The organism is Tenacibaculum sp. Bg11-29, assembly GCF_002836595.1.
Taxonomy (GTDB): domain Bacteria; phylum Bacteroidota; class Bacteroidia; order Flavobacteriales; family Flavobacteriaceae; genus Polaribacter.
In genome coordinates, this window is record NZ_PJBB01000003.1 from 1,728,378 (window position 1) to 1,755,010 (window position 26,633).

General features: G+C 30.9%; 26 protein-coding genes and 1 pseudogene. 17 read left to right on the forward strand and 10 right to left on the reverse strand.

The window, feature by feature from the left end; genetic code table 11:
* The first annotated feature begins 1 nt into the window (after position 1).
* The 9 genes and pseudogenes from CXF68_RS07785 (at position 2) to rlmN (ending at position 8,174) form a co-directional block, all read left to right on the forward strand.
* On the forward strand, positions 2–754 hold the full coding sequence (locus CXF68_RS07785) for a cyclase family protein (protein ID WP_101043824.1): 753 nt from the start codon (positions 2–4) through the stop codon (positions 752–754).
* A 407-nt stretch (positions 755–1,161) separates the two neighbouring features.
* A pseudogene (locus CXF68_RS20960) lies at positions 1,162–1,346 on the forward strand (cyclase family protein); the annotation flags it as partial.
* A 1,135-nt stretch (positions 1,347–2,481) separates the two neighbouring features.
* Positions 2,482–3,693 carry an MFS transporter gene (locus tag CXF68_RS07795; RefSeq protein ID WP_101043825.1) on the forward strand — a complete coding sequence of 404 codons (1,212 nt, stop codon included), beginning with the start codon at positions 2,482–2,484 and terminating at the stop codon, positions 3,691–3,693.
* On the forward strand, positions 3,690–4,067 hold the full coding sequence (locus CXF68_RS07800) for a VOC family protein (protein ID WP_101043826.1): 378 nt from the start codon (positions 3,690–3,692) through the stop codon (positions 4,065–4,067). Before CXF68_RS07795 ends, CXF68_RS07800 begins: the two co-directional genes overlap by 4 nt.
* Positions 4,068–4,112: 45 nt before the next feature.
* Positions 4,113–4,439: a nucleotide pyrophosphohydrolase gene (locus tag CXF68_RS07805; protein WP_028887855.1), complete on the forward strand. Its 327-nt coding sequence runs from the start codon at positions 4,113–4,115 to the stop codon at positions 4,437–4,439.
* Positions 4,440–4,688, forward strand: coding sequence for a hypothetical protein (locus CXF68_RS07810; protein ID WP_101043827.1), 249 nt, complete (start codon positions 4,440–4,442; stop codon positions 4,686–4,688).
* Between the two features lie 27 nt (positions 4,689–4,715).
* Entirely contained in the window at positions 4,716–5,948 is a 1,233-nt protein-coding gene (locus CXF68_RS07815) for a 3-phosphoshikimate 1-carboxyvinyltransferase (RefSeq protein WP_101043828.1), read from the forward strand.
* Positions 5,949–6,014: 66 nt separating this feature from the next.
* Complete coding sequence (queA, locus tag CXF68_RS07820) at positions 6,015–7,064, forward strand: tRNA preQ1(34) S-adenosylmethionine ribosyltransferase-isomerase QueA (RefSeq protein ID WP_101043829.1); 1,050 nt, start codon at positions 6,015–6,017, stop codon at positions 7,062–7,064.
* A gap of 69 nt (positions 7,065–7,133) precedes the next feature.
* Complete coding sequence (rlmN, locus tag CXF68_RS07825; RefSeq protein ID WP_101043830.1) at positions 7,134–8,174, forward strand: 23S rRNA (adenine(2503)-C(2))-methyltransferase RlmN; 1,041 nt, start codon at positions 7,134–7,136, stop codon at positions 8,172–8,174.
* Between the two features lie 10 nt (positions 8,175–8,184).
* Here the strand turns inward: rlmN and CXF68_RS07830 are convergent, their stop codons facing one another.
* The 3 genes from CXF68_RS07830 to CXF68_RS07840 form a co-directional block, all read right to left on the reverse strand.
* Positions 8,185–8,628 (reverse strand): hypothetical protein, encoded by a 444-nt coding sequence (locus CXF68_RS07830; protein ID WP_101043831.1) that lies wholly within the window; start codon positions 8,626–8,628, stop codon positions 8,185–8,187.
* A 220-nt stretch (positions 8,629–8,848) separates the two neighbouring features.
* Positions 8,849–9,445 carry a hypothetical protein gene (locus CXF68_RS07835; protein ID WP_101043832.1) on the reverse strand — a complete coding sequence of 199 codons (597 nt, stop codon included), beginning with the start codon at positions 9,443–9,445 and terminating at the stop codon, positions 8,849–8,851.
* A gap of 113 nt (positions 9,446–9,558) precedes the next feature.
* On the reverse strand, positions 9,559–9,888 hold the full coding sequence (locus CXF68_RS07840) for a hypothetical protein (protein ID WP_157821872.1): 330 nt from the start codon (positions 9,886–9,888) through the stop codon (positions 9,559–9,561).
* A 149-nt stretch (positions 9,889–10,037) separates the two neighbouring features.
* On the opposite strand from CXF68_RS07840, the gene CXF68_RS07845 reads away from it, so the two are divergent.
* Together CXF68_RS07845 and CXF68_RS07850 are read left to right on the forward strand one after the other, a co-directional pair.
* The gene (locus CXF68_RS07845) at positions 10,038–11,015 is read left to right on the forward strand and encodes a polyprenyl synthetase family protein (protein WP_101043834.1); all 978 of its coding nucleotides are present in this window, start codon (positions 10,038–10,040) and stop codon (positions 11,013–11,015) included.
* Between the two features lie 85 nt (positions 11,016–11,100).
* On the forward strand, positions 11,101–11,382 hold the full coding sequence (locus CXF68_RS07850) for a hypothetical protein (RefSeq protein WP_101043835.1): 282 nt from the start codon (positions 11,101–11,103) through the stop codon (positions 11,380–11,382).
* A 69-nt stretch (positions 11,383–11,451) separates the two neighbouring features.
* Here the strand turns inward: CXF68_RS07850 and groL are convergent, their stop codons facing one another.
* From groL to miaB, 7 genes are all read right to left on the reverse strand, one after another.
* Positions 11,452–13,080, reverse strand: coding sequence for a chaperonin GroEL (gene groL / locus CXF68_RS07855; RefSeq protein ID WP_101043836.1), 1,629 nt, complete (start codon positions 13,078–13,080; stop codon positions 11,452–11,454).
* 106 nt (positions 13,081–13,186) lie between these two features.
* On the reverse strand, positions 13,187–13,462 hold the full coding sequence (gene groES / locus CXF68_RS07860) for a co-chaperone GroES (RefSeq protein ID WP_028887844.1): 276 nt from the start codon (positions 13,460–13,462) through the stop codon (positions 13,187–13,189).
* A gap of 165 nt (positions 13,463–13,627) precedes the next feature.
* Positions 13,628–13,972 (reverse strand): preprotein translocase subunit SecG, encoded by a 345-nt coding sequence (gene secG, locus CXF68_RS07865; protein WP_101043837.1) that lies wholly within the window; start codon positions 13,970–13,972, stop codon positions 13,628–13,630.
* Entirely contained in the window at positions 13,972–14,709 is a 738-nt protein-coding gene (locus tag CXF68_RS07870; protein ID WP_101047410.1) for a hypothetical protein, read from the reverse strand. Before CXF68_RS07870 ends, secG begins: the two co-directional genes overlap by 1 nt.
* 4 nt (positions 14,710–14,713) lie before the next feature.
* Complete coding sequence (locus CXF68_RS07875; protein WP_101043838.1) at positions 14,714–15,220, reverse strand: LptE family protein; 507 nt, start codon at positions 15,218–15,220, stop codon at positions 14,714–14,716.
* Between the two features lie 46 nt (positions 15,221–15,266).
* Positions 15,267–16,496 carry a sigma 54-interacting transcriptional regulator gene (locus CXF68_RS07880; protein ID WP_101043839.1) on the reverse strand — a complete coding sequence of 410 codons (1,230 nt, stop codon included), beginning with the start codon at positions 16,494–16,496 and terminating at the stop codon, positions 15,267–15,269.
* A 99-nt stretch (positions 16,497–16,595) separates the two neighbouring features.
* Positions 16,596–18,050, reverse strand: coding sequence for a tRNA (N6-isopentenyl adenosine(37)-C2)-methylthiotransferase MiaB (gene miaB, locus CXF68_RS07885; RefSeq protein WP_101043840.1), 1,455 nt, complete (start codon positions 18,048–18,050; stop codon positions 16,596–16,598).
* Positions 18,051–18,248: 198 nt separating this feature from the next.
* Between miaB and topA the strand changes: the two genes are divergently transcribed.
* The 6 genes from topA to gldN all read left to right on the forward strand — a co-directional run bounded on the left by topA (position 18,249) and on the right by gldN (position 26,620).
* Entirely contained in the window at positions 18,249–20,762 is a 2,514-nt protein-coding gene (topA, locus tag CXF68_RS07890; protein WP_101043841.1) for a type I DNA topoisomerase, read from the forward strand.
* A 62-nt stretch (positions 20,763–20,824) separates the two neighbouring features.
* The gene (locus CXF68_RS07895; RefSeq protein WP_101043842.1) at positions 20,825–21,985 is read left to right on the forward strand and encodes a formimidoylglutamase; all 1,161 of its coding nucleotides are present in this window, start codon (positions 20,825–20,827) and stop codon (positions 21,983–21,985) included.
* Positions 21,986–22,085: 100 nt separating this feature from the next.
* Positions 22,086–23,465, forward strand: coding sequence for a gliding motility lipoprotein GldK (gene gldK / locus CXF68_RS07900; RefSeq protein ID WP_101047412.1), 1,380 nt, complete (start codon positions 22,086–22,088; stop codon positions 23,463–23,465).
* Between the two features lie 42 nt (positions 23,466–23,507).
* The gene (gene gldL, locus CXF68_RS07905) at positions 23,508–24,158 is read left to right on the forward strand and encodes a gliding motility protein GldL (RefSeq protein WP_101043843.1); all 651 of its coding nucleotides are present in this window, start codon (positions 23,508–23,510) and stop codon (positions 24,156–24,158) included.
* 46 nt (positions 24,159–24,204) lie between these two features.
* The gene (gldM, locus tag CXF68_RS07910) at positions 24,205–25,737 is read left to right on the forward strand and encodes a gliding motility protein GldM (RefSeq protein ID WP_101043844.1); all 1,533 of its coding nucleotides are present in this window, start codon (positions 24,205–24,207) and stop codon (positions 25,735–25,737) included.
* 19 nt (positions 25,738–25,756) lie between these two features.
* The gene (gldN, locus tag CXF68_RS07915; RefSeq protein WP_101043845.1) at positions 25,757–26,620 is read left to right on the forward strand and encodes a gliding motility protein GldN; all 864 of its coding nucleotides are present in this window, start codon (positions 25,757–25,759) and stop codon (positions 26,618–26,620) included.
* Positions 26,621–26,633: the final 13 nt, after the last annotated feature.

Below are 26,633 nucleotides of genomic sequence, written 5' to 3' on the forward strand. Positions count from 1 at the left end.
TATGATTGCAGAGATACAACACAAATCAAAAAAATATCAAATAGATTTATCTAAACCCTTAGATATTTCTATAGCAATAGATGTTTCAAAAGAAAATGTAAATGCATGGTATTTAGAGGATCCAAAGATTTCACCTGTTACGTCAGGAGATTGGGTAGGTAGTGTAGCAGAAGGAGCAGATGTTAATTTTAATAATATATCATTCAATCCGCATGCGCATATAACACATACCGAGTGTGTTGGTCATATTACCAAAGAAGTGTATTCTGTTAATAAAAATTTAAATAGATTTTTCTTTTTAGCTGAGGTGGTAACAATTACGCCTAAAGAGTTAAAAAATGGAGATTTTGTTATTACCAAAGAACAACTAGAAAAAGCTTTAAATGGTAAGAGTGTAGAAGCAATAGTAATTAGAACTTTACCAAATTCAGATAATAAAATATCGGCGAAATATTCAAATACAAATCCGCCATATTTATTAGAAGCCGCAGCTATATTTTTAAAAGAAAGTAATGTTGAGCATTTATTAATAGATTTACCTTCGGTAGATCAAGAAAAAGATGAGGGTGGATTATTAGCCCACAATGCTTTTTGGAATACTAAGGGTAGGTTACGAATGCAAGCTACAATTACTGAGTTTACATTCGTACCTAATGAAATAAAAGACGGGGATTATTTTTTAAACTTAATGATAGCTCCATTTGAAAACGATGCTACGCCAAGTAAACCAATTTTGTATAAAATCGAAAAGTAGTAGGTTTAGCGATTTAATAAAATATAATTGTACAAAAGGTTTTTATAATAAATGTTTCTTTTTAGTGATCTTTATCTGTTTGGCAAGATTTACTTTATGTTTCATTTATACTTCAAAGATATTACAACAACCTAAATAAAAACTTATATTAAAGATGAGAGGCTTTTTTGTATAGATAAATGGATTAAATGTAGCCATTAAACCAGTTTTTAAATTTAAAAGGAATGGTGTTTAAAGTGTTGTTTATTAGTTTTTTATGTTTTGTAGGAGAGGTGTGAGTTCTTATCTTTATAAAGAAAAGTTTGTATGTAAATCAGTATGATTATTAGAAAAGGAACTGCTTTTCTTTAAAAGAGTAATATTTAAAATCTATTTATAGATTTGTGATTAGTAGGTAAAGAAAAGATGAATTATTAGCACATAATGCTTTTTGGAATACTAAGGAAAGGTTACGAATGTAAGCTACAATTACTGAGTTTACATTGGTACCTAATGATATAAAAGGCGGGGTTATTTTTTAAACTTAATGATAGCTCCATTTGAAAATGATGCTACGCCAAGTAAACCAATTTTGTATAAAATCGAAAAGTAGTATGTTTAGCGATTCAATAAAATATAATTGCACAAAAGGTTTTTATAATAAATGTTTCTTTTTAGTGATCTTTATCTGTTTGGCAAGATTTACTTTATGTTTCATTTATACTTCAAAGATATTACAACAACCTAAATAAAAACTTATATTAAAGATGAGAGGCTTTTTTGTATAGATAAACGGATTAAATGTAGCTTTTAAAGCAATTTTTAAAAATTTTAAAAATAGTTTTATAGGTAATTATTTAGATGCTATCAAATATTATTTGTTACTAGAACCTAGAATTTTTTATTGGGTTAACGTAAAGAACCAAAAATGAATATAAACGACCAGCGTTATTAAAAAGCATAACAGCTTTTTTAAAATAAAGTAATGTTTAACCTTTTAATAGATTTGAGATTGATAGATAAAGTTGAGTTAATTAGTAGAGAGTGTATTTTATAACATAAAGGAGAGGTAACGAATGCAAGCTAAAATTACTCAGTTTACATTCGCACCTAATAAGATAAAGAATGGGGATTCTTTTTAATATAATGCTAGTTTCATTTAAAAACGATACTAGCTAATTAAAATAATTTGTATAAAATCGTAAAATAGTAGGTTTAGCGATTTAATAATTTTTTACACAAAGGTTTTTAAATATTGATACTCCTTTTTAAAAAATGTTTCTTTTTAGTGACCTCTGTTTTTGCTAGAAGAGATTTACTTTATGTTTCATTTATACTCCAAAGATACCTGAGTAATAAAGAAAATATTTTTTTAAAAGTTGAATAACCTTTTTGTATCGATGAATGGATTAAATGTTTCTTTAAAAAAGTTTTCTTATCGATTATGCCAAATAAGTTGCACCTAAATTGAGATTACGCTTGTTTAGAATGAGTATAAAAATGAATTTATATATTCCTTAATGTTAGGCGTATATGTTTTTTTTATAAGTTTACAACTTCAATTAAGATAAAATGACAATTTTTAATACATATAAGCAATGTAAATGGACCGTGAGATACGGTACATGTCGGGCTATTTATGTATTATGATTATTTAAATATAAAATATATCAATTATAAAAAGCCCGACTTCACAGTCGGGCTTTTTATTTTTAGATCAAACTCAAAACCACTAAACCACACATATTATGAAAAAACTATATTTTAATTATTTAGATACTTTTAAAGGTCTCTCGAAAGAAGTATGGTGGTTGGCTCTAATCACATTAATAAATAGAGCAGGTACAATGGTAATTCCGTTTTTGTCGTTGTATTTAACCAAAGATTTAGATTTTAGTTTAAAAGATGTAGGTTGGATTATGAGCTGTTTCGGAGCAGGGTCGGTATTAGGATCTTGGTTAGGAGGAAGGTTAACCGATAAAATAGGGTCGTATAAAGTAATGAAAACAAGTTTGTTCTTAACAGGATTGTTATTTATTGCGTTACAATTTGTAACTACGTTTTACGGGTTTTGTATTGGTATATTTTTAGTAATGTTGGTGGCGGATACTTTTAGACCAGCAATGTTTGTGGCTTTAAGTGCTTATAGTAAACCAGAAAATAAAACACGTTCGGTAACACTTATACGTTTAGCAATTAATTTAGGTTTTTCTGCAGGGCCAGCAGTAGGAGGGATTATCATAACCTCGTTAAGTTATGGTGGGTTGTTTTGGGTAGATGGTATTACCTGTATTTTAGCTACATTATTACTCGTAAAAGTATTGAATCCTAAAAAAGCGAAAGTATTAGATGAGGTAAAAGTAGAGAATCCAGTTTCTGTATTTTCAGATAAGGCATTTTGGGTGTTTTTTGTTGCGATGTTTATTTTTGGATTTGTGTTCTTGCAATATTTTTCAACAATACCATTGTATTATAAAGATGCACACCATTTATCGGAACTAGAAATTGGTTTACTAATGGGATTAAACGGATTTTTAATTTTCTTATTAGAAATGCCATTAATAAAATGGTTAGAAGAAAGTAAGTACTCAAAAGAACGCTTAATGTTCGTTGGTTTGTTTTTAACAGGAATAAGTTTTTTAGTATTAAACTTAACTGGTTGGGTAGGTATTTTAATTGTAGGAATGTTATTTATGACGATAGGAGAAATGATTGCTTTTCCGTTTTCGAATGCCTTTGTAATGGAGAGAGCTAAAAAAGGAAATCAAGGAGAGTATATGGCATATTATAGTATTGCATTTTCTTTAGCCCATATTTTTGGGCACAACTCAGGAATGCAAATGGTAGCTGCTTTAGGCTTTGATAAAACATGGTGGATTGTAACCTTAATATCAGTAATAGGCTTATTCTTTTTATTTATCTTAACAAGAGTTGTTAAGCAAGAAAAGGTAAAAAAATGAATTTAAATCAAATTACAATCCCGTCTTTAAATGTAGAAGAATCAACAATATTTTATATAAAACTAGGTTTGCATCTTATTGTAGATGCAAGCCCTAGATATGTTCGCTTTGAAGTACCAGATGGTGATGCTACTTTTTCTGTTCATAAAGTAGATGAATTACCAAAAGGCGATTGTATTAAAGTATATTTTGAAGATGAAAATTTAGATAAATTAGTTGAAGAACTTCAAGATAAAGGAATTGTGTTTTCTCAATTACCAAAAGATGAAACATGGTTATGGAGAGAAGCACATTTGTTAGATCCTGATGGCAATAAAATTATTTTGTTTAAAGCAGGCAAGAATAGAAAAAATCCGCCTTGGCGAATAAATTAGCCCAAAAGAAATATTTATATTTGAATTTTAAACATAGGAATAAAAATGGATATACAAAACGCTCAAAAAGAAGTTGATAATTGGATAAAAAACCATGGAGTTCGTTATTTTAACGAATTAACAAACATGGCACAATTAACAGAAGAAGTAGGAGAAGTTGCGCGAATTATTGCTCGACGTTATGGAGAGCAGAGCGAAAAAGAGAGTGACAAAAACAAAGATTTAGGAGAAGAACTTGCCGATGTTATGTTTGTAGTACTGTGTTTAGCAAATCAAACAGGCATAAATCTTCAAGAAGCTTTTGATAAAAAATTAGATATAAAAACAAAACGTGATCACGATCGTCATCACAACAACGAAAAACTAAAATAAATGAGTTTACTTAAAAAGATAAAGAAAGGAAGTTTTTGGGTCAATGTACTTAAAGTTGGTGTTCCTTTTTTAGTTTTTGTCGCATTATTTTCAATAGTAGTAAATAGTGGAGGAGCCTTGTTTTCAGGAGACTTTGAAATAGTAAATACGATTAATTTTTCAGAAGGTAAATGGAAACGTTTTTGGTTAACTAAAGCAACTGTTAGTATTTTATATGCAGTATATGTAGTTAATAAAAAAACAAAGTAAAGATTAGTTTTAAAAAACTAAATAACAATGAACTTACAACTTACAACCAATAAAAACCATAAAATTACTTCAGAAGTAATTATTTCTGGTTCAAAAAGTGAATCGAATAGATTGTTAATAATACAACAACTATTTACTAATGTAACGATTAATAATCTATCAGATTCAGACGATACACATCATTTACAAGAAGCACTATCTTCAAGTAACCAAATAGCTGATATTGGCCATGCAGGAACAGCAATGCGTTTTTTAACAGCTTTTTTTGCAACGCAAGAAGGTAAAACCAAAATATTACAAGGGTCAGAACGAATGCATAATCGCCCTATTGAAATTTTGGTAAATGCACTTCGTGATTTAGGAGCAACTATTGAGTATGTAGAGAAAGAAGGGTATCCACCAATAAAAATTACAGGAAGCAAAATAGTAAAAGATAAAGTTGCTATTGATGGAAATGTAAGTAGTCAATATATTTCAGCATTAATGTTAATTGCTCCGAGTTTAAAAAACGGACTAGAAATTGAATTAAAAGGAAAAATTACTTCAGTTCCTTATATTAATATGACATTAAAACTACTACATCAAATAGGTGTTGTTGCAAAATTTAATGAGAATATTATAAGTATTCAAGCACAAGAAGTTAGTTCAGAACAAAACATTGTTGTAGAGTCAGATTGGAGTTCAGCATCTTATTTTTATTCATTAATAGCTTTGAGTCAAATAGGAGCTACTGTTAAATTATCAGCCTATAAAAAAGATAGTTTACAAGGAGATAGTTGTTTAGCTAAAATTTATGAACATTTTGGAGTAACAACTACTTTTAAAGAAAATTCAATTGTTTTAACAAAAAAAGAAAAACATAATTCAACCGTTTTAATTGAAGATTTAAAGAACGCTCCTGATATTGCTCAAACGATTGCAGTAACTTGTTTTGGATTAGGAATAGCTTGTGATTTATCAGGGCTTCATACTTTAAAAATAAAAGAAACTGATCGATTAGAGGCGCTAAAAGAAGAGTTAACTAAATTAGGAGCAACAATTAATGTTACCAATGAAAGTTTACACTTAAAGGAGTCAGAGAAACTAAATGAGAATATAAAAATTGCTACCTATAATGACCATAGAATGGCAATGGCATTTGCGCCTTTGGCATTAAAAATACCAATCATTATTTTACATGCAGAAGTCGTAACTAAATCGTATCGAAACTTTTGGAAAGATATGCAACAAGTAGGTTTAGAAACTATTGAGGTAAAATAAAAGGCGAATCACTTGACAAGGCCTATCTCCAAATCGTATATTTGCCCACGTAAGAAAAAAAAATAAATGAAATTATCAAATTTTAGTTTTGAATTACCAGAAGAATTATTAGCAGAATATCCTTCAGAGCATAGAGATGAAGCACGTTTAATGGTGTTACATAGAGATACTCAAAAAATTGAACATAAATTATTTAAAGATGTAATCAATTATTTTGATGAAGGTGATGTAATGATGTTAAACAATACAAAGGTTTTTCCTGCTCGTATGTACGGGAATAAAGAAAAAACTGGAGCTCGTATTGAAGTATTTTTATTACGTGAATTAAATGCTGAAAATCGTTTATGGGATGTATTAGTAGATCCAGCAAGAAAGATTAGAATAGGAAATAAATTATTCTTTGGAGACGACGAAAGTTTAGTAGCTGAAGTTATTGATAATACAACATCACGTGGTAGAACATTACGTTTCTTATATGATGGGCCTTACGAAGAGTTTAGAGATAAATTGGTGAAATTAGGAGAAACACCATTACCTAAGTATATAAAGCGTGACGTTGAGGCAACAGACGAAGATCGTTACCAAACAATTTACGCAAAACATGAAGGTGCTGTAGCAGCTCCAGCAGCAGGTTTACATTTTTCTAAACATTTAATGAAACGTTTAGAGATTAAAGGAATAGATTTTGCTGAAACTACATTACATGTAGGGTTAGGTACATTTAATCCAGTTGAGGTAGAAGATTTATCGAAGCATAAAATGGATTCTGAAAAAATTAAGGTAACTCAAGCTACTGCAGATATGGTAAATAATGCCATCGCAAAAAAGAAAAGAGTATGTGCTGTTGGTACAACTGTTATGAGAGCAACAGAATCATCAATTACCTCTAAGCGTAAATTAAAAGAATTTGAAGGGTGGACAAATAAATTTATTTTCCCTCCATTTGATTTTAGTATTGCAAACGCTATGATAACTAACTTTCATACACCTAAATCAACTTTAATGATGACCGTTTCTGCTTTTGCAGGTCATGATTTTATGATGGAAGCTTACAAAGAAGCAATTAAAGAAAAATATAAATTTCATTCGTATGGAGATGCGATGTTGATTTTATAATATATATAATAAAACGATTTATAAAACCTCACAAGATTACTTGTGAGGTTTTATGTATTTTTGCACCTGATGGAAGTTAAGAAAAAAGACATACGCGCATTAACAAAAGAACAATTACGTGATTTTTTTGTAGAGAATGGAGATAAGGCATTTCGTGGTAATCAAATATATGAATGGTTGTGGAGTAAATCGGCACATTCGTTCGATGATATGACGAATTTATCGAAAGATACACGAAAAATGTTGGATGAAAACTTTGTAATTAACCATATTGAGGTTGATACAATGCAGCGTAGTAAAGATGGAACCGTAAAAAATGCTGTTCGTTTACATGATGGTTTAGTTGTTGAATCGGTTTTAATACCTACAAAAACAAGAACTACAGCTTGTGTTTCTAGTCAAGTTGGTTGTAGTTTAGATTGTAGGTTTTGCGCAACTTCACGTTTAAAAAGAATGCGAAACCTGAATCCTGATGAAATTTTCGATCAGGTAGCAGCGATCAACAAAGAAAGTCTATTGTATTACAATAAGAAGCTTTCTAATGTTGTTTTCATGGGGATGGGAGAGCCTTTAATGAATTATAACAACGTAATTAAATCAATTGATAAAATTACGTCTCCAGAAGGTTTAGGTATGTCTCCTAAACGTATAACTGTTTCTACTTCAGGTGTGCCTAAAATAATAAAGAAAATGGCAGATGATGAGGTGAAGTTTAACTTGGCTGTTTCGTTGCATTCTGCAATTGATGAGGTTCGTACATCTATTATGCCTTTTAATGCTACTTTTCCTTTAAAAGACTTAAGAGAGGCTTTAGAATATTGGTATGAGAAAACTGAAAGAATGATTACATATGAATATGTAGTTTGGGGAGGAATAAACGATAGGAAAGAAGATATTAGTGCTTTAATTCAATTTTGTAAATACGTTCCTTGTAAAGTAAACTTAATAGAATACAACCCTATTGGCGATGTTGAGTTTCAACAAGCAAGCCCTGAGGCAATAAATAATTATATTTCTAACTTAGAAATGCATGATATTACCGTAAATGTTAGGCGTTCTCGTGGAAAAGATATTGATGCCGCTTGTGGTCAATTAGCAAATAAAGCATAGTGATTTACTTTTAAATTAAAAGAGCATTCTGAATTGTTGTTATTGGGTAACCAATTACTTCGGGTATTTTTTTAGATGTATTGCGACCTGTAATAATTTTGTTTTTTGTGGCGCTAAATAATATTTCAAAATTTAATAAATCCTTTTGGAAAGTTAATCGAGAACTTAAAAAGTTTCCTTGAACCTTAAAAAAAGCTATAAAGTATATTGTTGTGAAGTTTAGCAGGTAAAAGGATTCCATTATTTTCATCAATATTATAGATGCCTTTTTTTTATCAATAACAATTAATGTATAATTTCTAGGTTGTTTATTATATACAATAATGTAGTCGTATTTGTTAGTAATAGAAGTTTTCTTTAAGTGAAATTCTATAGGGATTTCTGTGTGACCTTTACTATTATTAATAACAATTTCACCTTCATAAGAATCAACAAAATCATCAGGAAAATTCATGGGTTTATCCTGTGTAATAATTGTGGTTATTAAAAGAATATAAAATAGCAGAAAAATAAGTTGGTTTTCATGAGTAGAAATCTTTAGGTAAAGAGATTGATCTATTTTGACGTTTACAGAGATTAGGGAACTTATGGTGTAAATAGCTAGCTTTAAAAAAAAGATAGGATAAAAAAAGAGATAAATTAATTCATCTCTTTTTTTATCCTATAAGAAGTCTTTATCCTCTTCTTCTTTCTAGTAAAACAAACATCATTAAGGCTAGCATTACTCTGTCATCATCGTCAGTATCTAATTCACCAACTTTAGAAACTTCGAAGCTTTTACCTAAGAAAGATTTTAGTTTTTTAAGTTTAACAATGGTTTTACCTTGCATATCTTTAACGAGGTAGGTAGGGTTGAAAAAGTATCCTGTAAAAAAGTTTAGAATAGGGATTTCACCTAATAAAGAGTCTAAAACTTTTACCCAAGGGTTTTCTTCGTTAATAACATATTGTTGTTTCTGATGTTGATCAATAATTTGATAGTGGACATTCCATATAGATTTCCAACCTTTTCTTACAACTTTTCCAAACTCTAAACCTTTGTCATTTGAAAAAGAATAAGCAGTAGAAAAATCTAGCCATTTATCAGCTTTAATTTTGTAGTTTATTTTCGATTTTGTTTCGTTATCATATACGCTAATATCTTCTTTAAGTTTAAACATTTTTTGACGAACATAAGCAATAGCTTTACCACTACTGTCAGTAGCTGTAAAATCATTAGCTAATGAAGAAGTTTTAAACTCAAAATTAACAGGAAAATGAATGTTTTGCATAGTAATTTATTTAGTAAGATGTTTTTAATATTAAATTAAAATAGATTCTCTAATTTAAAGCAGTTCAAATGTATTTAATATTTATGAGTAAAGTAAGCACTAGTTTAAATTAATTACCAAGGCAAGATTAAGGTTAATAAAAAGGAGAATAATAAAATTAAAAAATTAATGATTAATTTTTTTAAAGTTATTTTTTTTAAGATAGTTAGTGTTAAAACGTCAACAATACCTAAAAAAATGATTAAAGGAAATCCAATAAATGCATAAGGTAGTAATACAGGGTTACCTAAACAAGATCTGTTAACTTGGTAATTTGGTTGAGATTTACTAAATGAAGCCAGATTAAAATCGACCATAAGTAAGTAGCCAAGAGATATAAATACAATAAAGATAATTACAAAAGTAATAGTTCTTGTTTTTAAATGTTTTTCTGTTGTATTCATATTTATATGTTTTATGGTGCTATGTAAATATAAACCAATCATAGATTAAAGTAGTTTTCCAATAAAAACAACATAAAATGGTGTTTTTGTTGTTTCATATTTAAGAAAACAATTACTTTTACTTTTAACTTGAATTTACTTCAGTATTAATGAAACCAGTAGAGCAAATAAAACTTCCTATTAAGAATGAGATGGAACTCTTTGAAACAAAATTCAAAGATGCTATGTTATCTAAAGTTCCGTTATTAAATAGAATTACTTATTACATAGTTCGCCGAAAAGGAAAACAAATGCGACCAATGTTTGTTTTTTTGGTGGCTAAAATGGTTTCAGACGGAGGATTTGATGAACGTACTTACCGTGGAGCTTCTGTGGTAGAGTTAATTCATACGGCAACTTTGGTTCATGATGACGTGGTTGATGATAGTAATCGTCGACGTGGTTTCTTTTCGGTAAATGCTCTTTGGAAAAATAAAATAGCTGTTTTAGTAGGTGATTTTTTATTGTCAAAAGGATTGTTACTCTCTATTGATAATGAAGATTTTGATATTTTAAAGCTAATTTCTATTGCTGTACGAGAAATGAGTGAAGGAGAATTACTTCAAATAGAAAAAGCACGTAAGCTAGATATTACAGAAGAAATTTACTTTGATATTATTCGCCAAAAAACAGCAACTTTAATCGCAGCTTGTTGTGGTATTGGAGCAGCATCAGTAGGAGCAAGTAATGAGGTTGTTCAAAAAATGAGAAAATTTGGAGAATATATAGGTATTGCTTTTCAAATTAAAGATGATTTATTTGATTATACTGAAGATGAAATAGGTAAGCCTACAGGAATAGATATTAAAGAGCAAAAAATGACACTTCCGTTAATTTATACGTTGAATAATTGTTCTAAAAAGGAAAAGTCTTGGTTAATAAATTCTGTAAAAAAGCACAACACTAATAAAAAACGAGTAAAAGAAGTTATTGCTTTTGTAAATACTAATGGCGGATTGGAATATGCTACAACTAAAATGCATGGGTATAAAGACAAGGCATTGGCAATACTCGAAAACTTCCCCGAATCAGTATATAAAAGCTCATTGCAACAAATGATAGACTATGTTGTAGAAAGGAAAATATAGTTTAGAGTTATTATAGATTAAGCCTGTTTAATATTAATTTGACATAAAACGGTATTTTAGCAACTAAAATAAAGTGGTGTGAATTATGGAATTAAACGAAAAATTGCAGTATTGTAAAGTATGCACAAAAAGAAAATTCAGCGATATTGGTATCGTATGTTCTTTAACAGGTGGAAAACCTACTTTTGAAAATCAATGTAATGAGTTTTTAATTGATCCAAAAGAAGAACAAAAAGCGATAGCTAAAGCAAGATATAAAGATTATGATAACGATGATGGGGGAGAGGGAGGTGAAACCTCAGTATGGACTTATGTTTTTATAGCCTTTGTTGTAATTAAAATAATTGTTCGATTAGTAAGAGATTAATACTAAAACAAAACCCCAAGATTATTCTTGGGGTTTATAAATTTTATACTTACTTGTAATAACTCGTTACTACATCATTCCTGGCATTCCACCACCCATTGGAGGCATTGCAGGAGCATCTTCTTTAATATCTATTAAAGCACATTCAGTTGTTAAGATCATACCTGCTACAGAAGCTGCATTCTCTAAAGCAACACGAGTTACTTTTTTAGGGTCTATAATACCAGCATCTAACATATTTACATATGCTTCAGATTTAGCATCATAACCAAAATCCTTTTTACCTTCTAAAACTTTATTGATTACTACAGAACCTTCTCCTCCTGCATTTTCAACAATAGTGCGTAATGGAGATTCAATTGCTTTGTTTACAATTTGAACACCAGTAGTTTCGTCTAAGTTTTCAGTTTCAATAGCTTCTAGTACTTTTTTAGCGCGAACTAAAGCAACACCACCACCAGCAACGATACCTTCTTCTACAGCTGCACGAGTTGCATGTAAAGCATCATCAACACGATCTTTCTTTTCTTTCATTTCTACTTCAGAAGCAGCACCAACATATAAAACAGCAACACCGCCAGCTAACTTAGCTAAACGTTCTTGTAATTTTTCACGATCGTAATCAGAAGTAGTAGTTTCAATTTGAGATTTAATTTGATTAACACGTGCTTTAATTTGTGTTTCATCACCAGAACCATTAACAATAGTAGTATTGTCTTTATCAATAGTAACTGTTTCAGCTGTTCCTAATAAATCTAAAGTTGCGTTCTCTAAAGAAAAACCTCTTTCTTCAGAAATTACAGTTCCACCAGTTAAGATAGAAATATCTTCTAACATTGCTTTTCTGCGGTCTCCAAATCCTGGAGCCTTTACTGCAGCAATTTTTAAACCACCACGTAATTTATTTACCACTAAAGTAGCTAATGCTTGTCCGTCAACATCTTCAGCAATAATTAATAAAGGTCTTCCTGATTGAGAAACAGGTTCTAATATTGGAAGAATTTCTTGTAAGTTAGAAATCTTTTTGTCGAATAATAAAATATATGGATTGTCTAATTCAGCAACCATTTTATCAGCATCAGTAACAAAGTAAGGAGATAAATAACCTCTGTCAAATTGCATACCTTCTACAACGTCTACATAGGTATCCATTCCTTTAGCTTCTTCAACAGTAATAACACCTTCTTTACCAACTTTACCAAAAGCAGTAGCAATTAAATCTCCAATAATTTTATCATTGTTTGCAGAGATAGATGCAATTTGTTGTATTTTTTCTGAAGAATCACCAACTTTTTTAGCTTGCTTAGCTAAATCAGCAGTAATTGCTTTAACAGCTTTGTCAATACCGCGCTTTAAATCCATTGGATTTGCACCTGCAGCAACGTTTTTTAAACCTTCTTTAACGATAGCCTGAGCTAATACTGTAGCTGTTGTAGTACCATCACCAGCTAAATCGTTCGTTTTAGAAGCAACTTCTTTTACCATTTGAGCTCCCATGTTCTCTAAAGGATCTTCAAGTTCAATTTCTTTTGCTACAGTAACACCATCTTTAGTTACGTGTGGTGCTCCGAAAGATTTAGAAATAATTACATTACGCCCTTTAGGTCCTAATGTTACTTTTACTGCATTTGCTAATGCATCAACTCCACGTTTTAAACCGTCACGAGCATCAACATCAAATTTTATATCCTTTGCCATTTTATGTATGTTTTGTCTTTTAGTTTTTGAAACTTTCGTTTAAACTAAATGAATAATTTACTAATTACTTTAATTGTGTTTTTAAGCTAAAAACAGAAGAAGGAGTTTAGATAATTGCGAAAATATCGCTTTCTCTCATGATTAAATAATCACTTCCTTCATGTTTTAATTCTGTACCGGCGTATTTACCGTATAAAACAGTATCACCAACTTTAACGGTTAAAGGCTCGTCTTTTGTTCCGTTTCCTGCGGCAACAACGGTTCCTTTTTGAGGTTTTTCTTTTGCATTATCAGGAATGATAAGTCCTGATGCTGTAGTAGTTTCTGCTGCAGCTGGTTCTATAAGAACTCTATCAGCTAAAGGTTTTATGTTTAATCCCATTTTATATAAATTATGATTAAGTGTTTGTTTTGAGTTATAAAAATAGTCAGAAATTATGCCATTAGAAGTTTTATGCCAATTTTTCTAAATAACTTTAAATTATGTATATAAAAAATGCCAACGTGTCATTTACGTTGGCATTTTTTATATTTATATTAACTAAGATTACTTAACGCTATCTTTTGTTGTATCGTTTGCTGATGGTGTAGATGCAGGACTAGTAGTTTCTACATTTTCTAAGGCACTATTTAATTGAGGTGCATCAGCAGTATTACCTCTAGGTATTGCAAAATTTGCTATTAAAATTAAGGCAAACATTGCAATAGATAAAGTCCAAGTAGCTTTGTCTAAAAAACTATTAGTATTTTGTACACCACCAATGTTTTGAGCTCCACCACCTCCAAAAGAAGAAGATAATCCGCCACCTTTAGGGTTTTGTACCATTACGATTAAGATTAATGCTATTGCAACAATCAATATTAACACCAAAAGTAGAGTATAAGTTGTCATTATTTATTTTTTTGTAAAATTTGTATTCTTTTAATTTGGTCTGCAAAGAAACCACTTTTTTCTGGATATTTCAAACTTAATATTTTATAAGCTTGTATAGCACTTTCATATTTCTTTTGCTCAAGGTAAACTTTAGCTAATGTTTCGGTTGCTAATTGCGAGTTTTGTTTCTTTTCAACAACTTTAACTTCTGTAGGACTTGTTTTACTTCGTTTAGGTATTTTCGGTGATGTTTCTATAAAACGATCAATAATTGCATTTTTACCAGTGCTTTTAGTCGGTGATAACTTTTCTTTAATTATAGGCTTATCTCTGGTGATTGTGGTTTCAGAAGAGAGCTGTAGCCATTGATTAAAAGAGAAGGATTCATCTTGGGTAAATGCTAGTGGTTTTCCAATAGCTAAATCCTTTTTTATAGTAGCAACTAACGTTGGTTTTTTGTTAGGAAGAAGAATTTCTTTTAAACTTATCTTCTCTTCTTTTTTAACAGGAACTTCCTTAAAAGTCTTAGAGGTAATAAAATCGAATAAAACAGTGCGATCTGTAGTTTGGGCTGCTGTAAGTTTTAATTCGTTATTATATTTATAGCTTTCTTGAGCTTTTAATATTTTTAAATGTAGTGCTTTTGCTGATTGAAAATAAGGGTGTAACTTAATAATATTTTTTAACTCAGCGCTATTTTCTTGCGAAATAAATGCTGGTTTTTTTAATATTTGTATGTATTTTTCTTTATTCAACGTTTTACCATTTTGCAACTGAAGCATTAAAAATATCTTGCGTAATTCTTTCTAGAATTTCTTTTAAAGCTGTATCTAATACAACACTTGTTAGTTGTTCGGTAGCAGCATAATCATGGTAAAAAGAAAAACTTTTTTCAAAATTATCTTTTTCTTCTAACCTATTTTCATAAATAACATTTACGGTAATCGTTAATCGGTTTTGTGCAGCTGTTTGGTTTGCAGTTGCGCTCATTGGTGTAATTCTATAATCAGTAATTTCACCTGAAAAATGCAAATCACCTGAAGAATTTACTAATGTTAAATTGGTTTGACGTGTAAATAAATCGCGTAAATCTTGTGTAAATCTTTGGCTTAGAGTAGGCTCTATTAAGGGGGCTTGATTTTGGAAAAAATCAATTTGTATCGTTTTTGCTTTTCCAGTATTTCCACCAGTAAACGAATAAGCTCCACAACTTATCATTATAATTGTTGTGGTAATGAAAATAAGGCTATAAAAAAGTTTTTTCATAAAATCAAAAATAAACAATTCATGTGTTATAATGTAATATACGATTTTATAAATCGTACTGTTTTATCTTTCTATATAATGTTCGTTCAGAGATTCCTAGTTCTTTAGCAGCTAACTTACGTTTATTGCTGTTTTTTTCTAAAGATTTTCGTATCATTTCAATTTCCTTTTCTTGTAATGATAAATTTTCATCTTCTTCAATAGTTTCAGCATATTCGTAATTGTTTTGAGCTGAAGAAGATTGCGGAATTTGAACAACCTCAATGTTTTGAGATTCTGGTTGTTCTTGTTTTTGATAAATTCGCTCTATTAGCCCATGGTTTTCTTCTTTTACTTGTTCGGAGTCCCCATTTTGCATTAAATCGAGCGTTAGTTTTTTTAGATCGTTAATGTCATTTCGCATGTCAAACAAGATTTTATACATAATATCTCGTTCGTTGGCAAAATCTGAATTACTAGATTTTTCTCCAACAACAGCAGGCAAATTCCCTTTGTTTTTAGGAAGGTATTGAATTAGTTTTTCTACTGTAATTAAACGACTTTCTTCTACAACCGAAATCTGTTCTGCTAAATTTCTTAACTGACGAATATTACCTGGAAAACGGTAGTTTAATAATACTTTTACAGCATTTTCATCTAGTCGAATAGTAGGCATTCTATATTTTTGAGCAAAATCTGAAGCGAATTTCCTAAACAATAAATGAATATCTTCATTTCTATCACGTAAAGCGGGTAAATCAATTTCAATAGTACTTAAACGATAATATAAGTCTTCTCTAAATTTTTCTTTAGAAATCGCTTGCTGCATATTTACATTTGTAGCAGCTACAATACGAACATCAGTTTTTTGCACTTGAGATGATCCTACTTTTATAAACTCACCATTTTCTAGAACACGCAATAAACGTACTTGTGTAGTTAATGGTAATTCACCTACTTCATCTAAAAAAATAGTACCTCCATCAGTAACTTCAAAATATCCTTTACGAGAAGCTGTTGCTCCTGTAAAAGCACCTTTTTCATGACCAAATAATTCACTATCAATAGTTCCTTCAGGAATAGCACCACAATTTACTGCAATGTATTTTGCATGCTTTCTGTGTGATAATTGATGAATTATCTTAGGTATGTTTTCTTTTCCTACACCGCTTTCTCCTGTAACTAAGACTGAAATGTCAGTTGGAGCGACACGAATTGCTTTTTCGATAGCACGGTTTAAATGCATATCGTTTCCGATAATACCAAAACGTTGTTTTATAGCTTGTAGGTTTTCCATTTTTTTATAGTTACAAAGTTTCAAAGTAAAAATATGAGCAAATTCAAGATCTAATTTGAGTTTTATATTTTGAAGTTTTGCTGCTTTGAAGCTTGTTTTTTAATTATTATCTGAATATCCAATAACAGTTCCTTTTAAAGTTGCAGAAGTACAGTCTTCTATTTTTATCATAACAAATTCACCTAACTTGTAATTTTCTTTAGGGAAAACAGCCACTGTATTCTGTGTGTTTCTAGCTTTCCATTCATTCGGGTTCTTTTTAGAAGTTCCTTCAATTAAAAATTCTTCAACTTTTCCTAAATGTTGTTGTGTTCTGTATAGAGCGTGTTCTTGTTGTAAATCTATAATTTCTTGTAAGCGTCTTTTCTTTGTGTCAAATGGCACATCGTCTGGCATTTTTTTAGCAGCCAAAGTTCCAGGCCTTTCAGAGTATGCAAACATAAAACCAAAATCATATTTTACATATCTCATTAGATCTAATGTGTCTTGATGATCTTGTTCAGTTTCTCCACAAAAACCAACAATCATATCTTGTGATAAAGACATTTCTGGAATAATTCTAAAGATATTGTCAACCAATTCTTTGTATTCTTCACGGGTGTGTTGACGGTTCATGGCTTTTAACATATTATTACTTCCACTTTGCACGGGTAAATGAAGGTATTTACAAATGTTTTTGTGTTTTGCCATTGTATGAATAACGTCTAAGCTCATGTCTTGTGGGTTAGACGTTGCAAAACGGAATCTCATTTTAGGGAATTCAATTGCAGCCATATCTAATAACTGAGAAAAATCTACTGCGGTAGCTTGCGCCATTTCAGAAGCTTTGTTGAAATCTTTTTTCAATCCACCACCATACCATAAATAGCTATCTACATTTTGACCTAATAAAGTGATTTCTTTAAAATTTTGGTCGCTCATCGACTTAATTTCTTCTAAAACACTTTTTGGATCTCTACTTCTTTCACGTCCTCGCGTAAACGGAACAACGCAAAAAGTACACATATTGTCACATCCACGGGTAATAGATACAAATGCTGAGACTCCGTTAGAATTCAAACGAACCGGAGCTACATCACCATAGGTTTCTTCTTTTGATAAAATTACATTTATAGCATCTCTACCAGCATCAATTTCTTCTAATAAATTAGGTAAATCTCTATAAGCATCTGGTCCAACAACCAAATCAACAATTTTTTCTTCTTCTAAAAATTTTTCTTTTAAACGCTCTGCCATACAACCTAAAACTCCAACTTTCATAGTTGGGTTTACTTTTTTAACGGCATTGTATTTTTGTAAACGTTTACGAATGGTTGTTTCAGCTTTTTCTCTGATAGAGCAAGTATTTACTAAAACTAAATCAGCTTCTTCTAAAACTTGCGTGGTATTAAAGCCTTGTTCTGCTAAAATAGAAGCTACTATTTCGCTGTCGTTCATGTTCATTTGACAACCGTAACTTTCTATAAATAATTTTTTAGTGTTCTCTTTTTTCTTATTAGTAACAAGAGCTTGCCCTTGTATTTGTTCATCTATAACCTTTTCAGTGTGCTCCATATTCATATTAAAAACGATTGCAAAGATACAACCAAAACAGATAGTAGGTGACAAATTGGCATAAAATTATTATCAAATAATTATAGTTTTTATGCGTAAAGTGTAACAAATAATTTTTTTTTAAAAAAAAGATTCTACTTTTGCAAATTGAAAAGCATCATTATTTATATGATGTGAAAAAGATAATTGAAGAGAGATATGGCAAAAAATTTAGTTATAGTTGAGTCACCTGCAAAGGCAAAAACGATTGAAAAGTTTTTAGGCAAAGATTTTCAAGTAGAGTCTAGTTATGGTCATATTGCAGATTTACCATCTAAAGAGTTAGGAATTGATGTTGATGGAGATTTTAGTCCGAAGTATATTGTTTCTGATGATAAAAAGCCAGTTGTTAAAAAGTTAAGAGCTTTAGCTAAAAAAGCAGAAACTGTTTGGTTAGCGAGTGATGAGGATCGAGAAGGAGAAGCAATTGCATGGCACTTAAAAGAGCAACTAAAATTAAAGGATGAGAATACAAAACGTATTGTTTTTCATGAAATTACAAAAAATGCCATTTTAAAAGCAGTCGAAAATCCAAGAGATATAGACTACAATATGGTAAATGCACAACAAGCACGTAGAGTTTTAGATAGGCTTGTTGGGTATGAATTATCTCCAGTTTTATGGCGTAAAGTAAAAGGAGGTTTATCAGCAGGTAGAGTTCAATCTGTTGCTGTAAGATTAATTGTTGAAAAAGAAAGAAGTGTTCAGGGATTTACATCTGAAACACATTATAAAGTAATTGCTGAGTTTTCTAATAATGAAGGAAAAACTTTTAAAGCTACGATTCCAAAAAACTTCGACTCTAAAAAATCTGCAGAAGATTTCTTAAAGTCGTGTGCAGAAGCTAATTTTTCAATAGCAGAATTAACAAAAAAGCCAGCGAAAAAATCACCAGCAGCACCATTTACAACGTCAACATTACAACAAGAAGCATCTAGGAAATTAGGTTTTCCTGTTGCCAAAACAATGCAAGTTGCACAGCGTTTATATGAAGCAGGTTTAATTACTTATATGAGAACAGATAGTGTAAACTTATCTGTAGATGCTAGAAATGCTGCTGAAGAAGAAATTACTAATTATTACGGAGCAGAATATAGTAAGCAACGTGTTTTTAAAACGAAGGCAAAAGGTGCTCAAGAGGCCCATGAAGCAATTCGTCCTACAAGCATGAAAATGCATTCTATTAATAGCGAGTATGATCAAAATAGATTGTATGATTTAATTTGGAAAAGAACGTTAGCTTCTCAAATGAGTGATGCTCAATTAGAGAGAACTAATTTTAAGATAGAAAACTCTGAAAACTCAAAAATATTCACGGCAAATGGTGAGATGATTAAGTTTGAAGGTTTCTTAAAAGTGTATTTAGAAGGAAATGATAATGAAGATGAAGAACAAGCAGGAATGCTTCCAAATTTAAAAGTTGGAGAGAATTTAGAGTATACTTTTATAAATGCAACTCAAAGATTTACAAGTCCACCTTACCGTTTTACAGAAGCATCTTTGGTAAAGCAATTAGAAGAATTAGGTATTGGTAGACCATCTACCTATGCACCAACAATTTCTACAGTTCAAAGAAGAGGTTATGTAGAAAAAGGGGAAGATGAAGGTGTAGAGAGAAGTTATGAGCAAATGATTTTGTCAGCAGGAGCTGTAAAAAATCAGATTTTAACTGAAAAAACAGGATCAAATAAAAATAAATTAATTCCTACAGATATAGGAAATATAGTAAACGATTTTTTAGTTGCAAATTTTTCAAACATTTTGGATTTTGGATTTACTGCAAAAGTAGAATCATCTTTTGATGATATTTCAGAAGGAGATGAAGATTGGATAGAAATGATAAAAGGCTTCTATGGTGATTTTCATAAAACAGTAGCAGATGTTCAGGAGAATGCTGAAAGAGAAAGTGGTGAGCGTATTTTAGGGAAGCATCCAGAATCTGGTAAAACAGTTTTAGTTCGTTTAGGTAAATTCGGACCAATAGCGCAAATTGGAGCCCCCGAAGATGAAGAAAAAGTATTCGCAAGTTTAAATAAAGATCAGCATTTAGGTACAATTACGATGGAAGAAGCTTTAGAGTTATTCTTGCTTCCAAAAACTTTAGGCTCTTTTCAAGATGAAGAAGTAATTGTTTCTAATGGGCGTTTCGGACCTTATATTCGTTTTGGAGCTATGTTTGTTTCTTTAGATAAAGGTGAGAACCCAATGGAGGTTGATTTAGCGAGAGCTGAAGAGTTAATTGTAGTAAAGCAAAAAGCAGATGCACCAATTTATCATTACGAAGATTTACCTGTACAAAAAGGAGTTGGTCGTTTTGGCCCTTTCTTAAAATGGAATTCAATTTTTATTAATGTAAATAAGAAATACGATTTTGATAATCTTTCTGATGATGATATTATTGAATTAATAGAAGCGAAAAAACAAAAGGAAATAGATAAAGTACTTCATAATTGGGAAGATGTTGAAATTAGGGTAGAAAAAGCACGTTGGGGTCGTTTTAATGTGATTAAAGGTAAGATTAAGGTTGAATTACCTAAGACTACAGAAATTGAAAAAATGACAAAAGAAGAGGCTGTTAAGTTAATTGAAGCTAAAACACCTAAAAAGAAAGTAGCTAAGAAGAAAGTTGTAAAAAAGAAAACAGTTAAAAAGAAAGTTACAAAAAAGAAATAAAGTTGCTTTCAGAAGAAAAATAGTTTACTATATTGCAAACACTTTAATATCCCCTTTTAAAGATGAATTTCAGTTTTTTTACCCCTATAAAAAATACTACGGTTGTGCATTTAATGTCGCAACCAGTTTCTTCGTTAGGTCAAAATATTGATATACATACAGAAGAAAATGGCTTTCCTGATTTATCAGAAGTGGATATTGCTATTTTAGGAGTGAAAGATGGTAGAGGTGCTCAAAACAACGAAGGTTGTGGAGAAGAGCTGCATTACATTCGTGAAAAACTATATGAACTATTTCCTGGGAATTGGAATACTAAAATAGCCGATTTAGGAAATATAGAGCAAGGAAGTACACTTAAAGATACTTACTTTGCGGTACAAAACACAATTGAATACTTACTGAAAAGAAAAATAATTCCGGTTATAATTGGAGGTAGTCAAGATATTACTTATGCTAATTATCGTGGATATGATTCTTTGGAACAAACTGTAAATTTAGTGTCAGTGGATAGTCGTTTTGATTTAGGCGCTATAGATGATGAGTTATCTTCTAATTCATTTTTAAGTAAAGTTATTATGGAGCAGCCTAATAATTTGTTTAATTATAGTAATATAGGCTACCAAACTTATTTTAATTCACAAGAAGAAATAGATTTGTTAGACAAATTATATTTTGATACCTTTAGGTTAGGTGAAGTAAAAGATGTAACTTTAGTCGAACCAATAATGAGAGATGCTGATCTAGTTAGTATAGATATTGGTTGTGTGAGGCAAAGTGAAGCCCCAGCAAATAACAATGCTTCTCCTAATGGTTTTTATGGAGAAGATATTTGTGCGATAGCAAGATATGCAGGAATAAGTGACAAAGTTACTTCTTTTGGTGTCTATGAATATAGTAGCAGGTTCGATTCAAATTATCAAACAGCAAGTTTAATAGCTCAAGTTATATGGTATTTTATTGAAGGTGTTAATGCTAGGGCTAAAGATTATCCATTTGTAACAAAAGAAAGTTACCAGAAATTTACGGTACTTTTAAGTGATGATGATCCTATAAATTTTTATAAAAGTGATAAAAGTGGTCGTTGGTGGATGGAAATAAATTTAATCTCGAATAATAAACACAAAAGACATGCGTTAATACCTTGTAACTATAGAGATTATGAGCAAGCATTAAAGCATAAGATGCCAGATAGATGGTTTAAAGCATTACAAAAGCTTGTATAATAGTGTATTAATTTTTAGTTTTAAAAAAAATATATCAGGTAATTGTTTTTTAATGAAAAAAATAATAGGTTTACGCCCTCTTTTTATAAGAAAGAATAATATGAAAAAAATAACAGTGTTTGCATTATTAATATCTCTAATTTACGCTTGTGGTTCAAGTGGTGATAGAGGTGAGTTGATAGGAGAAAAGTCAAAAAGAAAATGGTTTGCAGAAAAACCGTATGGAATGGCTAAGATACCTGGAGGTTCGTTTACCATGGGAAAACAAGATGAAGATCCTTTAGGGGCAATGAACGCGCCAACAAAAACAGTTACAGTACAACCATTTTATATGGATGAATCTGAAATTACTAATAGTGAGTATAAGCAATTTGTTTTTTGGGTAAGAGACTCTATAACAAGAACAAAATTAGCATATCAAGCTGAGTTTTCTGGAGGAGGAGAAGATGATGTAGCAAATGCAGGTAAGAATGCATCAGGTATTCAATTATATGCATTCGCTTCAAAAGATACTGTAAACGAATCACCATATGCAAAGTATATGCGTGAAAACTATTATGAATTAGGTGAAGGACTAGATTCTTTAAAGCCATTAAACTGGCAAGAAGAGCTTGTTTGGGTTCAACAAGAATATCCTGATACTGATTATGTTGAAGTAATGGATTCTTTATATCTTAAAAAAGAAGAGTCTTTAAATGGAATAAGAACCTTTAATACAAAATTATTAAACTACAGATATTATTGGTTTGATAATGAGCAAGCAGCTAAGACAGGGAAAAATAGAAAAGACTTTATGAAAGATGAAGTAATTAATGTATACCCTGATACCACAGTGTGGATTAAGGATTTTAATTACTCATATAATGACCCAATGCATCAAGAGTATTTTGCACATAAGGCTTATGAAAACTACCCTGTAGTTGGAGTTACTTGGAACCAAGCAAAGGCTTTTTGTCATTGGAGAACACAAACTAAAAACAATTTCCAACGATCTAAGAAAAAATTAGGATTAGTTCCTTCATTTAGATTACCAACTGAAGCAGAATGGGAATATGCAGCTCGTGGAGGTTTAAATTTCGGTAAATACCCTTGGGGTGGACCAAGTACAACAAGTGATAGAGGTTGCTTTTTAGCAAACTTTAAACCAGTACGTGGAGATTATGCCGCTGATGGAGCATTATATACTGTTGAGGCAGAATCTTATAATCCAAACGAATATGGTTTGTTTAATATGGCTGGTAATGTATCAGAATGGACAAATACAGCATACAATCAAATGTCTTACTATATGGGGTCAACAATGAATCCTAACGTTGAGATAAAAGAAAATCGTAGAAAAATTATCCGTGGAGGTTCATGGAAAGATGTAGCTTATTTTCTAGAAGTAAGTTCTCGTGATTGGGAATATGCAGATACAGCAAGAAGTTACATTGGATTTAGAACAGTACAAGATTTCCTAGGTACAAGTAAAAATAAATAAGTAAATTAAGAATAAATATTAATCCCCTAAAAATAAAAGAAAATGGCACAATCAAAATCAACTAAGAAAATTTTTAACATGGCTTATGGTTTAGGAGCATCAGTAGTAATACTTGGAGCTTTATTTAAAATCATGCACTTTAAAATCGGACCTTTAACAGGGGGTGTGATGTTAACATTAGGTTTAGTTGTAGAAGCAATTATTTTTGCTATATCAGCATTTGAACCTATTGAAGAAGAATTAGATTGGTCAAAAGTATATCCAGAATTAGCAGGAAGCGAATCTACAGGGAAAAAAGGTGGAATTGAAGCGCCACAGGATGCACAAAGTATGTTATCTCAAAAATTAGATGATATTTTAAAAGAAGCGAAGTTAGATTCTACTTTAATCTCTAGTTTAGGAGATAGTATTAAAAATTTCCAAGGTGCAGCAGAAGGATTAACTGCAACATCGGCAACTGTATCTTCAACAAACCAATATAACGAGCAAATGTCAATGGCAGCTGCTAAATTAGAATCTTTAAACGGATTGTATGCTACGCAAGTTGAAAGCGCAGGGAAACAAGCTGATATAAACTCTGCTTTAGTTGAAAATACAACACGTTTACAAGAGCAAATGGAATCATTAGCAACAAACTTATCTTCTTTAAATGGAGTATATGGTGGAATGTTAACAGCTATGTCAACTAAATAATCAATTAGTTTATCTAATTTTTATTAACTAAACAAACTAATTTAAGATGGCAGGAGGAAAACAGTCACCAAGGCAAAGGATGGTAAACTTAATGTACCTTGTATTCATTTCGATGTTAGCGATGAACATGAGTAAAGAAGTTCTATCAGCATTTGGATTAATGAATGAGAAATTATCGGAATCTAATACTAGAGCTACCGAGAAAAATAATGCATCATATGAAATTTTAGCATTAAAAGCATCTGAGCAAGCAAAGCAATATGGTGAAGCTAAAGTGAAAACTGATAAGCTTAGAGGTATGGCAGATGAATTTTTTGCATATATCGGAGATTTAAAAACTCAAATGACTACTGAAATAGAAGATAAGAAAGCTTATGAGTCTATGGATAAGTCTGGTTTTTTAGATCAATATTTTTTCGCTAGCGGAAAAATTACACCAAAAGGTAAAGAATTTGTAGACAAAGTAAATCAATTTAGAGAAGAGTCTTTAGGTGTTTTAGGTGAGTCAGAATTATCTAGTGTAGTTTCAGCTCGTTTTAGTACTAATGATGTTACGAATAAAGACGGAAAAAAAATAGACTGGTTAAAATACAACTATGAAGGTTTTCCTTTAATAGCATCACTAACTAAGTTAACACAAATTCAGGCAGATATTAAAACTACTGAGGCTGATGCATTAACCGCTTTATTACAGGGTGAATTAGAAAGTGCAGTATCTTTAAAGAATTACGAAGCAATGGTAGTTTTTGAGAAAAACGCATATTACCCAGGTGAGAAATTATCAGGTAAAATCGTTTTAGGAAAAAATGACCCTAATTTAACAGCTGAGAAAGTTATTCTTAACGGAGAAGAAATGCCAGCTGACAAAATTCAAGCAGGACAAGTTATTTTAGATGGACCAGCTGGTACAGTAGGAGATAAAGAATTAAAAGGAGAATTCCAATTTATGGAAAATGATTCTTTAGTTACAATTCCTATATTAGGAGGTTATTCAGTAATTCCTAAGCCAAATCAAGCAGTTGTATCTGCTGATAAAATGAATGTAGTATATCGTGGTTTATCTAACCCGTTAACAATATCTGTACCAGGAGTTTCAGGAAATAAAGTTTCTGCATCTGCACCAGGTTTAAAAAGAGTTAAAGGTGATAGATATGCAATGTATCCAGGTAAAGGAAGTGAGGTAACTATTAGAGTATCTGCAACGTTACCAGGAGGAGGTAAAATTAGTACACCAAAAAAATACAGAATTAAAGACATACCACCAGCTGTAGGTATGGTGAGAGGTCAGTATGGTACAGTAAAAATGCCTAAAGCAAGTTTAGCTAGAATTAGCGTTGCTGCTGGTTTACCAGATTTTTTATTCGATTTAAAATTAAATGTACATAGTTTTAAGATTAAAGTGCCAGGTCAGGTAACAATACCTGTTAATGGTAGAACTTTATCAGCTAGAGCAAAACAAGCACTAGGTAAAGCTAGAAGAAATGATGTAATTACTATTTATGATATTAAAGCATCGGTTTCTGGTTCTAATTATAAGATTAGAAAAGTATTACCAGTTAGTATCGAAATTACAAATTAATAAGTAAAAAATTTAAAGTATGAATTGGATGCGTTTTTATATGGTTTTATTTGCTCTTGCTACTATAAGTACTGCAAGTGCACAAGCTAACCTTTTAAATTCTAAGAAGGTAGAAGAGATAGGGTTTAAATCTGAAGCTCAAATTGCTTCAGAAGATGACAAACCACTTCCTTATGGCTATATTAGTGATAGAGATGTGTTATGGTCTAAAGTAGTATGGGAATACGTTGATTTAAATCAAAAAATTAATTTACCTTATTATTATCCAATTGATACCACAAATGCAGGTTTAACACGTCGTTCGTTATTTGATACATTGTTAAAAGGTATTCAAAAAGGTGAAATAAAAGAAGTATATAGTGATTCTTATTTTACTACTAAGATCGGAATGGAACAAATTAAACAATTAACATATAACGAGCGTGATGACGGTTATGGTAACATGGATCCTTATTCTGTTCAATCTACTGATATTAAAGGGTATTTAATTAAAGGTCTTTGGTATTTCGATAAACGAGGTGGAGAATTAAAGTACCGTATGTTGGCTTTAGCGCCAATGGGACCTGATGTTCAAACATTGGGAGTTGAAGAAATTGATGATAAAGAGGCTGTTTACGAACTGTTCTGGGTATTTTTTCCAGATGCAAGAAAAACGTTACATTCATCTAAAGTATTTAATCCAATAAATTCTGCACAACCATTATCGTACGATAACTTGTTAAATGCTAGAAGATTTACTTCGACAATAATGAAAGAAGAAAATATTTATGGAGATAGATCTATTAAAGATTATGTTCGAGGTAATTCATTATTTCAATTATTAGAAGCTGATAGAGTTAAAGAAGGAATACGTGACAGAGAAATGGATATGTGGAATTATTAATTATCATATTCAT

Excerpts from the sequence above, each read along its gene's own strand:
- CXF68_RS07795 (WP_101043825.1), top strand. The coding sequence starts at position 2,482 with ATGAAAAAACTATATTTTAATTATTTAGATACTTTTAAAGGTCTCTCG.
- CXF68_RS07895 (WP_101043842.1), top strand. The coding sequence starts at position 20,825 with ATGAATTTCAGTTTTTTTACCCCTATAAAAAATACTACGGTTGTGCAT.
- CXF68_RS07815 (WP_101043828.1), top strand. The coding sequence starts at position 4,716 with ATGAACTTACAACTTACAACCAATAAAAACCATAAAATTACTTCAGAA.
- gldN (WP_101043845.1), top strand. The coding sequence starts at position 25,757 with ATGAATTGGATGCGTTTTTATATGGTTTTATTTGCTCTTGCTACTATA.
- CXF68_RS07810 (WP_101043827.1), top strand. The coding sequence starts at position 4,440 with ATGAGTTTACTTAAAAAGATAAAGAAAGGAAGTTTTTGGGTCAATGTA.
- CXF68_RS07800 (WP_101043826.1), top strand. The coding sequence starts at position 3,690 with ATGAATTTAAATCAAATTACAATCCCGTCTTTAAATGTAGAAGAATCA.
- CXF68_RS07830 (WP_101043831.1), bottom strand. The coding sequence starts at position 8,628 with ATGAATTTTCCTGATGATTTTGTTGATTCTTATGAAGGTGAAATTGTT.
- CXF68_RS07785 (WP_101043824.1), top strand. The coding sequence starts at position 2 with ATGATTGCAGAGATACAACACAAATCAAAAAAATATCAAATAGATTTA.
- rlmN (WP_101043830.1), top strand. The coding sequence starts at position 7,134 with ATGGAAGTTAAGAAAAAAGACATACGCGCATTAACAAAAGAACAATTA.
- gldL (WP_101043843.1), top strand. The coding sequence starts at position 23,508 with ATGGCACAATCAAAATCAACTAAGAAAATTTTTAACATGGCTTATGGT.
- CXF68_RS07850 (WP_101043835.1), top strand. The coding sequence starts at position 11,101 with ATGGAATTAAACGAAAAATTGCAGTATTGTAAAGTATGCACAAAAAGA.
- CXF68_RS07875 (WP_101043838.1), bottom strand. The coding sequence starts at position 15,220 with ATGAAAAAACTTTTTTATAGCCTTATTTTCATTACCACAACAATTATA.
- CXF68_RS07805 (WP_028887855.1), top strand. The coding sequence starts at position 4,113 with ATGGATATACAAAACGCTCAAAAAGAAGTTGATAATTGGATAAAAAAC.
- queA (WP_101043829.1), top strand. The coding sequence starts at position 6,015 with ATGAAATTATCAAATTTTAGTTTTGAATTACCAGAAGAATTATTAGCA.
- miaB (WP_101043840.1), bottom strand. The coding sequence starts at position 18,050 with ATGGAGCACACTGAAAAGGTTATAGATGAACAAATACAAGGGCAAGCT.
- gldK (WP_101047412.1), top strand. The coding sequence starts at position 22,086 with ATGAAAAAAATAACAGTGTTTGCATTATTAATATCTCTAATTTACGCT.
- CXF68_RS07840 (WP_157821872.1), bottom strand. The coding sequence starts at position 9,888 with ATGAATACAACAGAAAAACATTTAAAAACAAGAACTATTACTTTTGTA.
- groL (WP_101043836.1), bottom strand. The coding sequence starts at position 13,080 with ATGGCAAAGGATATAAAATTTGATGTTGATGCTCGTGACGGTTTAAAA.
- CXF68_RS07835 (WP_101043832.1), bottom strand. The coding sequence starts at position 9,445 with ATGCAAAACATTCATTTTCCTGTTAATTTTGAGTTTAAAACTTCTTCA.
- gldM (WP_101043844.1), top strand. The coding sequence starts at position 24,205 with ATGGCAGGAGGAAAACAGTCACCAAGGCAAAGGATGGTAAACTTAATG.
- secG (WP_101043837.1), bottom strand. The coding sequence starts at position 13,972 with ATGACAACTTATACTCTACTTTTGGTGTTAATATTGATTGTTGCAATA.
- topA (WP_101043841.1), top strand. The coding sequence starts at position 18,249 with ATGGCAAAAAATTTAGTTATAGTTGAGTCACCTGCAAAGGCAAAAACG.
- CXF68_RS07880 (WP_101043839.1), bottom strand. The coding sequence starts at position 16,496 with ATGGAAAACCTACAAGCTATAAAACAACGTTTTGGTATTATCGGAAAC.
- CXF68_RS07845 (WP_101043834.1), top strand. The coding sequence starts at position 10,038 with ATGAAACCAGTAGAGCAAATAAAACTTCCTATTAAGAATGAGATGGAA.
- groES (WP_028887844.1), bottom strand. The coding sequence starts at position 13,462 with ATGGGATTAAACATAAAACCTTTAGCTGATAGAGTTCTTATAGAACCA.